Here is a 14,345-nt window from a genome sequence, read left to right on the forward strand (position 1 = left end):
ACTCACAGGACTTTTCGAAACGTGTCGAAGAACTGGTATCAACTGTTTGCCATTAGTGAACAATTTATGATCTATACCAGCCATTGACAAAGACACCTCGAACGGCAGAAGTTGGCCGAAATTTGCCCATCAACCCACTCCAGAACACCTACCGGAAAATCGGGTTTGCGATAGGTTTAAAGACAATTCACAAATATCCGAAGCTACATCAGGCTTCAAAACCCATCTCGAAGGAAGAGAAGCCGGACTCGTCGCCGTATATCAACGACAGGCCGGACGGATCGGGTATTTTGCTTTGTTTGGCCGAGTAGGCGTCCAGGATTGGGGTGATGTGGCGTACCGATCTGGGCGTGGTGTAAACCAGGAAGGCCGTTTCGTCGTCGGACCAGCCGCCGAACATCGCCATGCCCTCGGGGCCGTTTCGCGCCACGTAGGCGGCTCGGAAAGCGCCTAACAGCACGTAGATTTCACCGGATTCGTATTCCTGGCGGGAGAGGGTGATGCGGTGCCAACTCATGGTTTTTGCCATTTCATGCCTTCCGTCACTAAATCAACTTAATTGACCTAAATCGTCTTGCTGCTTGATTTTGCTCAGCCCCAAGAATCTTAACATCGGAAGGCAATGCAGACCATACAGGTGCCCACCGGGATGGATAATCCCGGTGCTAGAAAAATTACGAAATGTAATTAAACAACGACAGATTTTGTACCTTGGTAAAGGCTTGCTGCGCGGCTTGCAGTGATATTTGTTGCAGATTGAATTTGCTCAAAGCTTCGGCGTAATCCAGGTCGCCGATGTCCGAGGCGGTGGATTTGTTGTCCAGAATGTAGTCGGCGTTTAAATTTTCCTGATCGTCCAAGGCGTTTAAACGGGCGCCGGCCGAGGCGCGTATCGTATCGAAGCGCACCAGAGCGGTATCGATGTCGTTCAGCGAGTTCTTATTGGGCGTGTTGGCTTTTAAATCGGCGGATATTTGCGCGACTGCTTGAAACACGTTGCTGATGCTGCCTGCTGTCAGCGGCGCGACTTGAATACTGCCGAACACCGACTCGCCGGGGTCGCCGTCGGTCACTTGCCGGGTGGGGCCTATCGCGATACTACGTTGGTTGGCGTCACCCTGATAGGCGTAAGCCGGGGTGTCGGTAAATGCGGCCTGATCGGTTTTGTATCCGGAATAAATATACTCGCCGTTGGCATTTTTGGTGTTGGCGATGCTTAGTAATTGCTTGTTCAACTCATCGATTTCCATCGCGATTTGTTTGCGGTTGGTGGCGGTGTTACTGTCGTTCAAACCTTGTACGGTCAATTCCCTGATTCTATGCAACACGCTGCCGGCATTATCCAGGCCGGATTCTTCCAGGTCGAGCCTTTGCCGCGCCGCGCCGATGTTGACTTGGTATTGCTCATTTTCCTTAATGTTGTGATTCAGGTCGATCATACTGGTGGCGGCGACCGCATTTTCCGCGGGGCTGAGGTATTTCTTGCCGGACGATAGTTTTAGCTGAGTCTCGCTGAGTTTGGATTGTTGATCCAACATCGCGTTAAGGCCGAGCTGATGATTCCATGAAGTTGAAATGCGCATAATAATCTCCTAGCGAAATGCCCCGATCAGCGTGTCGAACAGTGAGTTAGCCACCGACACGGCTTTGGCTGCTGCCTGATACGAATTTTGAAAATTGATGAGATTGGCCGCTTCTTCATCCAAGTTGACGCCGGATACGTTTTCCTTGGCGCTGGTGGCTTGCTTTAGCAGGGTTTCCTGCGCGGTGCGACCCACCGAGGCGGCATGCGTTTGCGAACCCACATCCGAGATCATTTGCCCATACACTTGGGTAAAGCTGGCTTTACCGCCGAACATTTTTGCTTGGGTTTCCAGGTTAGCCAATTTCAGCGCATTGCTGTTGTCGCCGGGCAGGCCGGTGGCGCTGGCGGCAGCAATTTGTCTGGGATTGGTGATGGCCGCGTTCACTTTGATTTTGGCGGCGGCATTAAAGTTGGGGCTGATCTGGAAGGAATCGCCGCTGGTCAACGAGCCGCCGCTAAAACTAATACTAAAACCGTTAGTGGCGGCGGTGGTCGCCAGAGTAGCGGCGCTTAAGCCTGTGGTAGTGGTATTGTCGCTTAAATTGGTCAGGCTGAAAGTGGCCGCCGGCACCGTTGCGGTCACATCAAGCCGGTAAGCGGCGCCCAAGCCGGATGCTGATGTTGGGGCAACAAATGCGCTAGAAACCACCAAGGTGCTGTCGCTGACGGTGGCTTTCACTTGTGGAGTAGGCGAATTCAAATCAAAAAACGCCACATTGGTGTTGCCGTTGATGTCGTAGCCGGCTTTATGAATATTGTTAAATTCCGTAGCCAAACCGGTTGCCAGCAAACCCAGCTGTTGTTGCGCAGGGTCCAGTACTTGATCTCTAAAGCGCAAATTGCCGGAGATTTCGCCGCCGGATAACTGTTTTGAAATATCCTGGCCATTCAGCATGATCAGCTTTTGATTGACGTCGTTACTGTCGCCGACCACGGACAGCGTCGAAGCCGCACTGCCCAACACCAGTGGTTGGCCCTTGCCGATAAACACGTTGTAAGAGCCGTCGGCTTGGGCGACATAGGAAACATCGGCTTTTTCGGCAATTTTAGTCAGCAATAGATCGCGCTGATCCATCAACTCGTTGGGCATTTGCTTGCCGGACGAGCGGCCGATGTCCGACACGATTTTCACATTCAATTCGGCCAGGGTTTTGGCAAAGCCGTTTAGCTCTTGCACCGAGCTGGTGATGTTATCGTTGACGCGCTTACGCAAATCGCCGAAGCGGGCGCTCATGGTGTTGAATTGCTGGGTCAGCGATTCGGCTTCGGTCAACATCACCTGGCGGGCGGCCACCGAGCTGGGATCGTTGGCAACGCTGTCGATCGCATCGAAAAAGCTTTTCATGGCCGGTGCCAGACCAGTGGTTTCGTCGGCGGTGATATTGTCGATTTGCGAGGACAAGGTGTAAAAACTGTCTATATCGTGAAACGTCGCGGTGCTGGAGCGGACCTGATTGCTGATGAACTGGTCGTAGCTGCGGGTGATATTAGCAACCTCGACGCCGTTGCCCATATAGCCGTTGCCGGTGAATTGCTCGGGGCGGGTGGCCAGTTCGACGCGCTGCCGGCTGTAGCCTTCGGTGTTGGCGTTGCTGATGTTGTTGCTGGTGGTTTCCAGCGAGCGCTGGAACGCCGTCAGCCCCGACAATGCGTTTCCGAGAATGCCAATGGCCATGGTCGCCTCCTATCCCGCGCTTTTTAGAGCTGCTACCTGGGCCGCGGTTTGGCTGTGGTAGATCGTCATGACTTTTTCGGCATACCGCGGATCGGTGGCATAACCGGCTTGTTGCAGCTCGTGTAAATAGTGTCCGGCGTTGCCGGCTTTTTTCAAAGCTTCGCTGTAACGCGGATTGGTTTTGATAAAGTTCACGTAATCGTCGAAGCTCTCTTTATAGGAATCGTAAGCCCGGAAGCCGGCCATTTCTTTTTTGGCGACACCCCCGGCATATTCCAGCGTCATGGTTTTGGCTTGTTTGCCTTGCCAGGACCTGTCGGCCTTGATATTGAACAAGTTAAAGCTGTTATCGCCCTGGGGATTTTTCACCATGCCTTGGCCCCAGCCGGTTTCTAATGCCGCTTGAGCCAGCAAGACATTGGGATCTACTCCCAGGCTGCGCGCGGCTTGTTCGGCATGCGGACGCAATTGGTTAACGAACTCGTCTCTGGAGGTTAGCGGCCGATCATTTTCGCTGCTGACTTTGTCGTCCAGGGTTTGCCATTGGTCGGCTAGCGCATTTTGACTACGTTCCAAACGGGCCAAACTGCGTTCCATGCTGCTTAAGCCGGAGGCATCCAGCGGCAGGGATTCTTCGCTTTCCTCGCCGGCTCGCAACGACTGATGATGGTCGGGCTTATTGCTGGCGCCGGTGCCGGCCGCGCGATTCAAGAAATCGCCAGTGGACAGTTGTTTGTCTTGTTCTTCGTCTTTGTTTTGTTTGGGCGACAGTTGTTGGGCAATCAAATCCGCAAAACCGATGCCGGGTTTGCCGGCCAGGTGCACGGACATTTGCTGGTCGTACATGTCTTGATAAAACTGGGTTTGTTGGCTATCCAAAATGCCTTCGGACAATTTAGCCTGACGCATGTTTTTCATGATCATGCCTAAAAACACCGACTCGAATTGTTTGGCGACTTCCTTGATCGCCTCGGGCGATTGCTCGCGGGCGCCTTGTTTAAGTTTCGCCAGGCCGTTGAAGTCGGTATAAACCGAAGCGCTGTCTACGTTTAACATGGGAATCTCCAAAGAATCATGCAATTGGCGGCTGTGTAACGTTGTTTAAATCACAATCAACTCGGCTCTGAGCGCGCCGGCGGATTTCAATGCTTCCAAAATCGCCACCAAGTCGCTGGGGCCGGCGCCGACGCCATTTACCGCTTGGACGATCTCGTCCAGCGATACGCCGGGGTTGAAGACAAACATGTGGTTTTTATCTTCTTTAACCGAGACATTGGATTGCGGTGTGACTACGGTACTGCCGCCGGATAAGGGGTTGGGCTGGCTGACTTGTTGGTTTTCGCTGATCGTCACCGTCAGGCTGCCATGAGACACCGCGGCCGGTTGTACTCTGACCTTGCTGTTGATAATCACGGTGCCGGTGCGCGAGTTGACGATCACTTTGGCCGGTGCGTCGTCGGGAGCCAATTCCAGGTTTTCGATAACTGAGGCAAAACCGACCCGTTGATTGGGATTAACCGGCGCTCTGACGCTGACCGAAGTGGCGTCGACGGCTTGCGCGGTGTCGGCGCCTAAAGCCTTGTTGATCGAGTCCGCCATGCGCTGCGCGGTGGTGAAATCCGCGGAATTCAAGTTAAACACCAGGTCCGCGCTTTGATCGAATGAACTGGGCACGATGCGTTCCACCGTGGCGCCGTTGGGTACCCGGCCGACCAGTGGATTGTTGACGGTAATTTTTGAGCCGTCCTGGCCGCCGGCACTAAGGCCGCCTACCACTAAATTCCCTTGTGCCACCGCATACACATTGCCGTCGGCACCGCGTAAAGGACTCATCAACAGCGAGCCGCCGCGCAAACTTTTGGCATCGCCTATCGAGGACACCGTGACGTCAATTTTTTGACCGGGTTTGGCGAAAGCGGGCAGGTCGGCGTGAATACTGACCAATGCGACGTTTTTGGCTTTGGGATCGGTATCGGGCGGCAAGGTCAGGCCCAGTTTGCCCATCATGCTGCGCAGGCTTTGGCCGGTAAATTTGGTTTTGTCGCCGGTTTTATCCAGCCCCGTCACCAGGCCATAGCCCACCAATTGGTTGGTGCGCACGCCGGCGATGGCGGCGATGTCTTTGATACGTTCCGCTTGCGCGGTATTTGCCAAGAGCAGTAAGGCGAATGAAAAGAGTATTTTGTTCATCAGATTTCTCCGTCAGCCTCGGCTAGAAAGGAAACAAGGGGCTGGAAAGAATTCGCGAGATCCAGCCGGGCTTGCTGCTGTCGGCCAAGGCGCCGTCGCCGGTGTACATAATTGTGGCGTCGGCCACTTTGCTGGAGGCCAGGGTGTTGGCGACGTTGATGTCGATAGGCCTTACGATGCCGGACAGGCGGATATATTCGCTGCCGTCGTTCAGCGTCACACGTTTTTCGCCGCGCACGCGCAGATTGCCGTTGGGCAACACGTCGACCACGGTCACGCTCATGCTGCCGGTCAACCGGTTACTTTGCCGGGAGTCGCCTTTGCCTTCGCTGCTGCGGTCGGTACTGTATTCGAGCGATGAGGCCAGGTCATGTCCAAGCAAAGCCTCGCTGGCGACGCCGAATAGAGTTGGGGCGGAGCCTTTGATATTGATGTCAGAGTTTTTACTGGCCTTGGAATTGGCTTGCTTGGTGGCGTTGGTGTTTTCGTCGAAGGTTACCGTCAAAATATCGCCGACCCGGCGCGCGGCATGATCTTCGAATAAGCGCATGTCGTAGCCGGCCTGGTAAATCGCGCCGTTGCTTTGTTGGGGCGGCCGCAAATCGGCGGGTTGTACCGGGGCGAAGTCGGGGTCGCGTTTTGGCAAGGTATCGCAGCCTGCCAGCAAGGCGATTGCCGCTACCAGCAAAATTTTGCCGCCTGCTTGCCGTGTGATGAATGTATTCATGAGCTTTGTCCTGAATTAAAGTTGTTGCGTGACAAAGGACAACATCTGGTCGGTGGTGGAAATGGCTTTGGAGTTCATCTCATAAGCACGCTGGGTTTCTATCATGTTGACCAGCTCTTCCACGACGTTGACGTTTGAGGTTTCCAAGGAACCTTGAATCATGGTGCCAAGTTCGTTTTCGCCGGGCGCTCCGATAATCGGCGCACCGCTGGCGACAGTTTCCCGGAACAGGTTGTCGCCAATCGGCTCCAAGCCGGCGGTGTTGATGAAGTCGGCGATCTGAATCTGTCCCACCTGATTGGCTGCCGCCGCGCCGGGTTGGGTTACCGATACCGTGCCGTCCTGGCCGATGGTGACGCTCAGCGCGTCTTGAGGAATGGTGATGGCCGGTTCCAGCGGCATGCCGTTGGAGGTGACCACTTGGCCGGTGGAATCCATTTTGAACGAGCCGTCACGGGTGTAGTTGATGTCGCCGTTGGGCATTAAAATCTGCATAAACCCGCGTCCGCTGACCGCTATATCCAGCGAGTTGCCGGTTTGTAGAATATTGCCTTGGGTGTGCAGTTTTTCGGTCGCTACCGTGCGCACCCCGGTGCCTAGCTGTAAGCCGGTGGGTAATTGGGTGTTCTGGGTGGACTGTGCGCCGGCTTGACGGACGTTTTGATACATCAAGTCGGCGAAAATCGGTCTGGCTTTCTTGAAGCCGGTGGTGTTGACGTTGGCCAGGTTATTGGAAATAACCGCCATGCGGGTTTGTTGGGCATCCAAACCGGATTTTGCGACCCATAATGCTCGTTCTGTCATGACAATCTCCTAATCTGACAATTTTTTGTCTTATCAGGAGTAAAGCAGAAACTATGCCACTTGCATCAGCTTGGCGCTGGCGCCTGATGTGTCATCGATGTTTTTCATGACCTTGGATTGCAATTCGAAGTTTCGAGACAGCTCTATCATTTCCACCATCGCCGCCAAAGCATTGACGTTACTGGATTCCAGAGAGCCTTGAATCAGCGTGACAGTGGCGTCGGCCGGTATGGCGCCGGCTTGCTTGGCGTGCATCAAGCCATCTTCGCGTTTTTCCAGATTGGCCGGATCGGGATTCACCAGCTTGATCCGTTCAACAATCACGCTATTGGTGGCATTGACGCCTTGCGGGACGATGGAGATGGTGCCGTCGGTACCGATTTCCAGTTTTTGGGCGGGCGGAACCGTGATCGCTTCGCCGCCTTCGCCAAGCACCGAGAGTCCTGCGCCGTTTTGCAGTAAGCCTTCCGGGGTGAGGCGCAGATCACCGGCGCGGGTATAGGCCTCCTGGCCCTCGGCATTACGCACCGCGATCCAGCCTTGGCCGTTGATGGCGACATCCAGGTCGCGGCCGGTGGTGTGGATACTGCCGCTGGCCATGTTGGTGCCCGGGCGTTCGGTCATCGAATAGACCCTTGATGGATAACCGGGACCGAAAGCCGGCATCGCGCGAAATTGCTCGAAATCGGCCTTGAAGCCGGTGGTTTGGGCGTTGGCCAGATTATTGGCGTTGGCGCCTTGCGCCAGCAAGGTCTGCTTGGCGCCGTTCATCGCAATGTATAGGCTACGGTCCATGGTTATTCCCCATTAATTACCGAATCTGCAGTATGGTTTGCATAATGCTGTTTTCAGTGGTGATGGTTTGCGCATTGGCCTGGTAATGCTGTTGGGCTACGATCAGGTTGACCAGTTGCGCGGATAGCTCGACATTCGAGCTTTCCAACGCGCCGGCCTGAATCAAGCCGAAGTTATTCGCGCCGGCCTCACCGGGAATCGGTTCCCCGGAGTTGGCGCTTTGTCCCCAAGCGGTGTCGCCGATTTTGGCCAAGCCGTTGGTATTGGCGAAGCGGGTCAATGCCACTTTACCCATGGTCTGTGAGCCGCCGTTACTGAAGCGGGCAAATATCACCCCTTCATCGTCAATATCAATGCCCGTCAAGCGTCCGGCCGGTAAGCCGTTTTGCGTCATCGTATTCACGCTGAACTTTTCCTGAACCTGGGTGGAACCGAAGAAGTCCATGGTGCCTACCTTCACAGGGGCCGCGCCGGTCGCCGGCAGTATGGTGTAATCACTCAAGGCGAAGCGTCCGGACACCGGGGATTGTAATTTGCCGGAGGAATCAAAAGTCATCACGGCCGGCGTCGGCAAAGTGGTGGTCGTGGCCGGGGCGGCGACCGCCGTGCCATAGGTGCCGGCATTGATGGAGGTTCGGGCGTTTGGGGTGGCTGGCTCGGCCATAAAATGATACACACTCCAATTCGTAGTGGAGGCTGTCGAGGCGCCTTTTACATAATAGGTGGAGAGAATATGCGGCGAACCCAGCGAATCGTAAACAGTCACCGAGGTTTGCGAGTTGTAGGAGTTATTGTTGGTTGGGTCGAACGGAGTTACGCTGGGAACTGTTTCGTTGGCGTTGAGATTTACCGCCAGAGAGACAGTGTCGGTGGCGCTGGGTAAGCCGGTGAGGGTATTGATCTGCACCGGTTGCGTCACCCCGGTGCTGAAGCCGTCGGAGACTGCAGTGCCGTTGGGTTTATAAACCATCAGTGATTTGCCTTGGTTGTTAACTAGATAGCCGTCCTTGTCCAGTTTGAATTCGCCGGACCGGGTATAAGTGATGTCATTGGTTTCTGTTGGGCTTTTGGCCATGGTAAAGAAGCCTTCGCCGCTGATCGCCAAATCCAGGTTGTTGTCGGTGAACGACAAGCTGCCTTGGTTGAATTGTTGGGCGACGTTGGCAACTCTGACGCCGGCGCCGGCCGTGGTGTTGCTGACTCCCCCCAGACTGGAGGCGTAAACGTCGGCAAATTCCGACCGCGACTTTTTAAAGCCTACGGTGTTGGCGTTGGCAATGTTGTTGCCGGTCACCGCCAGATTGTTGGATGCGGCGTTTAAGCCGCTTAATGCTGTTGTAAAAGCCATGATGCCTTCTCCTTCACAAGATTTGTTTAATTTGACTGAATTTTACGGTGCCGACGCCGTCCAGATTGACTTGCAGGCCGTTGCTGCCGCTGCCCATCGTCACGCTTTTCACTAGCGATTTAATATTGGTGGCTAATACCGTATTGACGCCGTCAATTTTGGCTTCCGCTTGAATTTTGTAGACGCCGGGGTCGGCAAATTGTTTATTGCTGTCTTTGCCGTCCCATTCGAAGGTGGTAGTGCCCGCCGACTGTGCGCCCATATCGATTTCTCTGATGATGGCGCCGGTTTGCGGGTCTATGATTTTCACGCTGACATTCGGCGAACTGCTGGGCATTTCGAAATCGCCCGAGACGCTGCCGCCGGCACCCAGCAAAGCTTCCTTGGAGGGTGCCGAAACATGGCGGCCAACCAAGCCGGCTGCTTGCAGGGCTTGGTCTGAGCTGAGCGAGCTGGCAAACTCTTTGAACGAAGCCTGTAGATCTTGAATACCCGATACGGTGCTGAATTGCGCCATCTGGCCAAGAAATTCGCCGTTGTCCATGGGCTTCATCGGGTCTTGATGCGTCATTTGCGTGGTCAGCAGTTTCAGAAACTGGTCTTGCCCCAAGCTTTGTTTTTTTACGCCGCTTGATGTGTCGGAGCTGGTAGTGGCCAAGCCGAGACTTTTAAAGGTGTCTATTGCGCTGGTCATAAATGCCTCACTGTCCCATTTTCAGGGTTTGCAAAATCAGGTTTTTAGCCGTATTCAACACCTCTACATTGTTTTCGTAGGAGCGGGAAGCGGACATCATATTGGCCATTTCTTCCACGGTGTTGACGTTGGATTTATAGATGTAGCCGGTCGCGTCCGCCAACGGATGATTGGGGGCATATTCCATCACCGGCGGCGCTTGGTTTTCGACGACGCCCAGCACGTTGACGCCGCTGGCGGTGCTGTTCTTGTCCATTGCATTTTTCAGTTCGGCGGCAAACACCGGTTGACGGGATTTGTAGACCTGGTCGATGCTGCTGCTGACGCTGTTGGCGTTGGAAATATTGCTGGCGACCAGATTGAGTCTCAGGTTTTGCGCGTTCATACCGCTGCCGGCGACATCGAAGATGCGAAATGCAGACATGGTTATTCTCCTTTAATGGCCGACATCAGGCCGGAAAACTTGTTGTTGATAAACCGTAAGCTGGCTTCGTACTGCACGGCGTTTTCTGCGTATTTGGCTTGTTCGATGTGCGATTCGACGGTATTGCCGTCCAGCGAGGCTTGTTGCGGATTGCGGTACAGCAGGTCTGCGCCGAGTACATTATTCTGGCTAGACAGATGGCCTTGCTGGCTGCGTTTCAGCTCTGATCCTGCCCCGGCCAGGGTTTGTTGAAACACCGACTTGAAGTCCAGATCGCGGGCTTTGTAATCGGGCGTGTCGGCGTTGGCCAGGTTTGATGCCAGAATTTCGCTGCGCTTTTCGCGCAACGCTAATGCTTGCGGATGAATGCCTAAGGCACTGTCGAAATTAATAGCCATAATTGCCACCTTTGGGTTTTTTAAACTTTAAAGCAGTATATGTGCCATAAAATAAATGTGCTGTTATTTCATTTGTGTAGCGGATTTTAGGGATGGCGAGAGTGTCAAAAAACAGTGCTTCGGGCGGGGCGGCAAAATGCTGCCGCTGTGTTAAGTCGTCAATAAACTGACGAGCGACTTAACCGATTTTTTTGAAGTAGCTGGTTAAGCCGGAACGAACCAATTCAAAGCTGTTTAAGCCTGTCGGCATCGCTTCGGTACTGCTGAGGAACAGATAGCCGCCGGGTTCCAGGCTGTCAGCCATGCGGGAGAGGATGTCGCGTTTAACTTGATCGGAGAAATAGATCAGGACGTTGCGACAGAAGATCAGGTCAAAACGGCCCAAGGCAGTGAACGATTTGAGCAGGTTGAATTGTTGAAAACGCACGAGTTGGCTGACTTCCGGGCTAAGTAAGTAGCCGTCGTAATTTTTGTGGAAATACCGGGCTTTTGCCGCGCTATCCAGGCCGCGAGATAGTGCGGCTTCCGAATAAACCGCTCGCTTGGCTTCTTCGAGGATAGCTTCCGAGATGTCCGTGCCGATAATTTGCACGGAGCGGGATTTGCTGGAGGCTCTGATGGCTTCCAGGGCGCAGATGCCTATCGAGTAGGGTTCTTGGCCGGATGAGCAGGCGGCGGACCAAACTCTTACGTTGCCGTTTTTGCTGTTTAACAAGCCGGGTAAGACCTTGTCTTTGAGTTCGACGAATTGCCGTTCGTCGCGAAACCAGAACGTTTCATTGGTGGTCATCGCGTCGATGACGGCGCTTTTGATTTTTTGCGCGGAAAATGACGCGGATTGCAGGCTGTTGGCTAGTTCAGCGAAACTTGTGAATTCAAATTTGCCCATCAAGGGCAATAATCGGCTTTTTACCAGGTATTGTTTGCTGTCACCCAACTCGATGCCGCAGCTCTGGCTGAGGAATTGTTGTATGGTTTGGTACTCCGCGGCGGAAATGTCGATAATTTTACCCGCCGGACTACCCGGTTCAGCCTGGTTCAACATGTCTAAGCTTTGCGGCTGGACGGCGTCTCGAGTATCGGTCAGGAATGGGCTGCATGATAAAGTTTGAGCTGATGCTGAATGGAATTCATCAACGAGTCTGGGTCAAATTTGGCCAGAAATTCGTTAGCGCCGACTTTTTGGACCATTGATGTGTTAAACACGCCGCTTAATGAAGTATGCAAAATCAAATAGATTTTTTTCATGTTGGGGTCGGCCTTGATTTTGGTAGCTAGGGTATAGCCGTCCATGCGCGGCATTTCTACATCGGAGATGATCATCGAGTATTTGTCCTGAATATCGATGCCGTCGGCCACCAGCGCGTTTAAATGATCCCAGGCTTCTTGGCCGTCTTTTAGCAGCGTACATTCGATGCCGATTTGCTGGCAGACCCGTTTAACCTGGTTCCTGGCCACCGATGAATCGTCCACTACCAAGATATGATCGTTTTTGCTGGTTACTTCCATGTCGATGATTTCTGCAGAAGCTTCTTCGCGGCCGCCGATGACTTCTTTCATCACTTTTTCGACGTCAATCACCTCTATCAGCTCACCGTCGATTTCAGTCACTGCAGTTAGATAGCTTTCTTTGCCGGTGCCGGTAGGTGGGGCTTTTACTTGTTCCCAACCGATATTAATGATCCGGTCTACCGAGCCGACCAGAAAGCCTTGAATGGAACGGTTGTATTCGGTGACGATGACGTAGCAGCCGGCGTCGCGGACCAAGGGTCTCATGCCGATAGCCATCGACAAATCGAGTACGGGAATGGTTTTACCGCGCAGGTGGGCCACGCCGCAAATCACCGAATGTGAATTGGGAATTTGCGTTAAGGGCGGGCATTGAATCACTTCCTGAACTTTGAAAACATTAATCCCAAAGCGTTGTTTACTAACAAGTTTAAACAACAAGAGTTCGAATCTGTTGTGCCCCGCTAGTTTGGTGCGCTGATCGACTCCGTCTAAGACTCCGGCCATAAAACCCCCTGAAATATACTGCTTGCAATTATAGACACTTTGCTTTTTTTTACTTTATAAAATTACTGGTATGTTTCGTGCTGTATTCTTGCAAAAGTCAAAAAAATGGCGACTGCAATGAAGATCAAAAATTTGAGAGTGATTTGGCTGTTGGTCTGCGAAACAGCGTTAGCGGGGCCGATGCAGTCGGTGCCGTTAATCCAGGATGCGGTTAACCAATACATCAGCACCAATCTTGCTCCAGGCGGCAAGTACGAAATAGGCGGAGCGCAAATTGATCCGCGTTTGCAATTGCCGCAGTGCGAACAACCATTACAAGTATTTACCCAATCCGGCGAAATAAAGCCGGGCAGGAATACGGTGGGGGTGCGATGCCAAGGCGAAAGAGGCTGGACGATTTACAGCATGGTATCGGTAAGGTCGTTTAAAGACGTACTGGTCCTGAATCGTTCATTACAGCGCAATGATGTGATTCGTGCCGAGTATTTGACTGCGGAAACTCGCGATATTGGCTTGTTGCAACAGGGTTATCTGACTGAGTTGGATGATGTCGTTGATAAGCAGGCGGTACGTAATATTCCCGCAGGCAGTGTGTTGAGTAAGCTGCACGTTACCGAGTTGACGTTGGTCAAGCGCGGCGAGCGGGTGAATATTCAATCGGGCAAGGCCGGAGTGCTGATTAGCGCGGTTGGCACGGCGATGGCGGATGGCGCAAAAGGTCAGAAAATCAATGTAAAAAACTTGTCTTCGCAACGGGTAATCCAGGCCACCGTGGTGGATTCCGGTCAGGTATCGGTTTATTTTTGATAAAGCGTTAAAGGAATTTATGATGATGCCGCTAAATGCTACAGATAAAACTAATTTAGGAATACCGTCATGGCTATCGACCCTATCACCAGCAAATCTGTTAGCACACCGCTACCGGCAAAACCAGCGGTTAAGGACTCGGCCGAACCTAAAGAGAAGCCCGTCAGCGGCGCCTCCACGGACACAGTCAACATCACAGCGACCGCTCTGGACATTAAATCGGCAACTGCTGCAAGCGCTACCGCCCCCGTGGTGAACGAAGACCGTGTGGCGGCCATAAAAGCCGCTGTGCAGGACGGCAGCTATCAAGTCAACGCCGAGCGCGTTGCCGAGAAAATGTTGCAATTTGAAGGTCAACTAACCAATAGCACATGACGTCATGATAGAGAAAACTTATCAAATCACCGAAAAACTGCTAAATAACGGTTTAAAAGCAACGCAAAGTTTGCACGAGCTGCTGAACGCCGAAGCCGCAAACCTGAAACAAAAAACCGATGCGGATGCCATATCGGCAATCGCTACTCACAAAAAAGATCTGGTTGCCCAGCTTGAGCAATTCACCAAGCAACTTGGGCAGGTACTCGCCACCGAGCAACTGGTGGTGAGTAACGATGGCATGAAAGCCTATCTGGTCAAAGCTAAATCCGCCGGTATCAATATTTCCGAGTCCTGGAATTATTGGAATCACATCGTTAGGCTCTCCCAAACCTGTCGCACAATTAACGAACAAAACGGTGCCAGCATTGCGTTATTGAGTCGACATACGCAAAGATCACTGCAAATCTTAAGAGGCAAGTCGCCGTTAGTCGCTACCTATGGGCCTGATGGAGTCACCCGCAACGAGCTGTTTTCGCATACATTAATTTCGGTGTAGACTGAGCG

General features: G+C 53.0%; 17 protein-coding genes. 3 read left to right on the top strand and 14 right to left on the bottom strand.

Features of this window, described 5'->3' with window-relative positions; all coding sequences use genetic code 11:
* Window positions 1–208: 208 nt before the first annotated feature.
* From QLH52_RS23100 to QLH52_RS23165, 14 genes are all read right to left on the bottom strand, one after another.
* Entirely contained in the window at window positions 209–517 is a 309-nt protein-coding gene (locus QLH52_RS23100) for a hypothetical protein (RefSeq protein ID WP_033159257.1), read from the bottom strand.
* 157 nt (window positions 518–674) lie between these two features.
* Window positions 675–1,583 carry a flagellar hook-associated protein FlgL gene (gene flgL / locus QLH52_RS23105; RefSeq protein ID WP_051670497.1) on the bottom strand — a complete coding sequence of 303 codons (909 nt, stop codon included), beginning with the start codon at window positions 1,581–1,583 and terminating at the stop codon, window positions 675–677.
* A 9-nt stretch (window positions 1,584–1,592) separates the two neighbouring features.
* A complete protein-coding gene (gene flgK, locus QLH52_RS23110) occupies window positions 1,593–3,260 on the bottom strand; it encodes a flagellar hook-associated protein FlgK (protein ID WP_033159259.1) in 1,668 nt (555 codons plus the stop codon).
* Window positions 3,261–3,269: 9 nt separating this feature from the next.
* Window positions 3,270–4,316, bottom strand: coding sequence for a flagellar assembly peptidoglycan hydrolase FlgJ (gene flgJ, locus QLH52_RS23115; protein WP_319963113.1), 1,047 nt, complete (start codon window positions 4,314–4,316; stop codon window positions 3,270–3,272).
* Window positions 4,317–4,361: 45 nt separating this feature from the next.
* On the bottom strand, window positions 4,362–5,450 hold the full coding sequence (locus tag QLH52_RS23120) for a flagellar basal body P-ring protein FlgI (RefSeq protein ID WP_033159261.1): 1,089 nt from the start codon (window positions 5,448–5,450) through the stop codon (window positions 4,362–4,364).
* A 22-nt stretch (window positions 5,451–5,472) separates the two neighbouring features.
* Window positions 5,473–6,177 (bottom strand): flagellar basal body L-ring protein FlgH, encoded by a 705-nt coding sequence (gene flgH / locus QLH52_RS23125; protein ID WP_051670499.1) that lies wholly within the window; start codon window positions 6,175–6,177, stop codon window positions 5,473–5,475.
* A gap of 15 nt (window positions 6,178–6,192) precedes the next feature.
* Window positions 6,193–6,981, bottom strand: coding sequence for a flagellar basal-body rod protein FlgG (flgG, locus tag QLH52_RS23130; RefSeq protein WP_033159262.1), 789 nt, complete (start codon window positions 6,979–6,981; stop codon window positions 6,193–6,195).
* A gap of 51 nt (window positions 6,982–7,032) precedes the next feature.
* Window positions 7,033–7,776: a flagellar basal-body rod protein FlgF gene (gene flgF, locus QLH52_RS23135; RefSeq protein WP_033159263.1), complete on the bottom strand. Its 744-nt coding sequence runs from the start codon at window positions 7,774–7,776 to the stop codon at window positions 7,033–7,035.
* A gap of 16 nt (window positions 7,777–7,792) precedes the next feature.
* On the bottom strand, window positions 7,793–9,124 hold the full coding sequence (flgE, locus tag QLH52_RS23140; protein WP_033159264.1) for a flagellar hook protein FlgE: 1,332 nt from the start codon (window positions 9,122–9,124) through the stop codon (window positions 7,793–7,795).
* Window positions 9,125–9,137: 13 nt separating this feature from the next.
* A complete protein-coding gene (locus tag QLH52_RS23145; protein ID WP_033159265.1) occupies window positions 9,138–9,818 on the bottom strand; it encodes a flagellar hook assembly protein FlgD in 681 nt (226 codons plus the stop codon).
* A 7-nt stretch (window positions 9,819–9,825) separates the two neighbouring features.
* On the bottom strand, window positions 9,826–10,242 hold the full coding sequence (flgC, locus tag QLH52_RS23150; protein ID WP_033159266.1) for a flagellar basal body rod protein FlgC: 417 nt from the start codon (window positions 10,240–10,242) through the stop codon (window positions 9,826–9,828).
* Between the two features lie 2 nt (window positions 10,243–10,244).
* Entirely contained in the window at window positions 10,245–10,640 is a 396-nt protein-coding gene (flgB, locus tag QLH52_RS23155; protein ID WP_033159267.1) for a flagellar basal body rod protein FlgB, read from the bottom strand.
* Between the two features lie 178 nt (window positions 10,641–10,818).
* The gene (locus tag QLH52_RS23160) at window positions 10,819–11,685 is read right to left on the bottom strand and encodes a CheR family methyltransferase (RefSeq protein ID WP_051670501.1); all 867 of its coding nucleotides are present in this window, start codon (window positions 11,683–11,685) and stop codon (window positions 10,819–10,821) included.
* 38 nt (window positions 11,686–11,723) lie between these two features.
* Window positions 11,724–12,656, bottom strand: coding sequence for a chemotaxis protein CheV (locus QLH52_RS23165; RefSeq protein WP_020483236.1), 933 nt, complete (start codon window positions 12,654–12,656; stop codon window positions 11,724–11,726).
* A 117-nt stretch (window positions 12,657–12,773) separates the two neighbouring features.
* Between QLH52_RS23165 and flgA the strand changes: the two genes are divergently transcribed.
* From flgA to QLH52_RS23180, 3 genes are all read left to right on the top strand, one after another.
* Window positions 12,774–13,463, top strand: coding sequence for a flagellar basal body P-ring formation chaperone FlgA (flgA, locus tag QLH52_RS23170; protein WP_319963114.1), 690 nt, complete (start codon window positions 12,774–12,776; stop codon window positions 13,461–13,463).
* Between the two features lie 69 nt (window positions 13,464–13,532).
* Window positions 13,533–13,838 (top strand): flagellar biosynthesis anti-sigma factor FlgM, encoded by a 306-nt coding sequence (gene flgM, locus QLH52_RS23175; protein WP_319963115.1) that lies wholly within the window; start codon window positions 13,533–13,535, stop codon window positions 13,836–13,838.
* Between the two features lie 4 nt (window positions 13,839–13,842).
* Window positions 13,843–14,337, top strand: coding sequence for a flagella synthesis protein FlgN (locus QLH52_RS23180; protein WP_319963116.1), 495 nt, complete (start codon window positions 13,843–13,845; stop codon window positions 14,335–14,337).
* Window positions 14,338–14,345: the final 8 nt, after the last annotated feature.

The organism is Methylomonas defluvii, from assembly GCF_033949435.1.
Taxonomy (GTDB): Bacteria; Pseudomonadota; Gammaproteobacteria; order Methylococcales; family Methylomonadaceae; genus Methylomonas; species Methylomonas defluvii.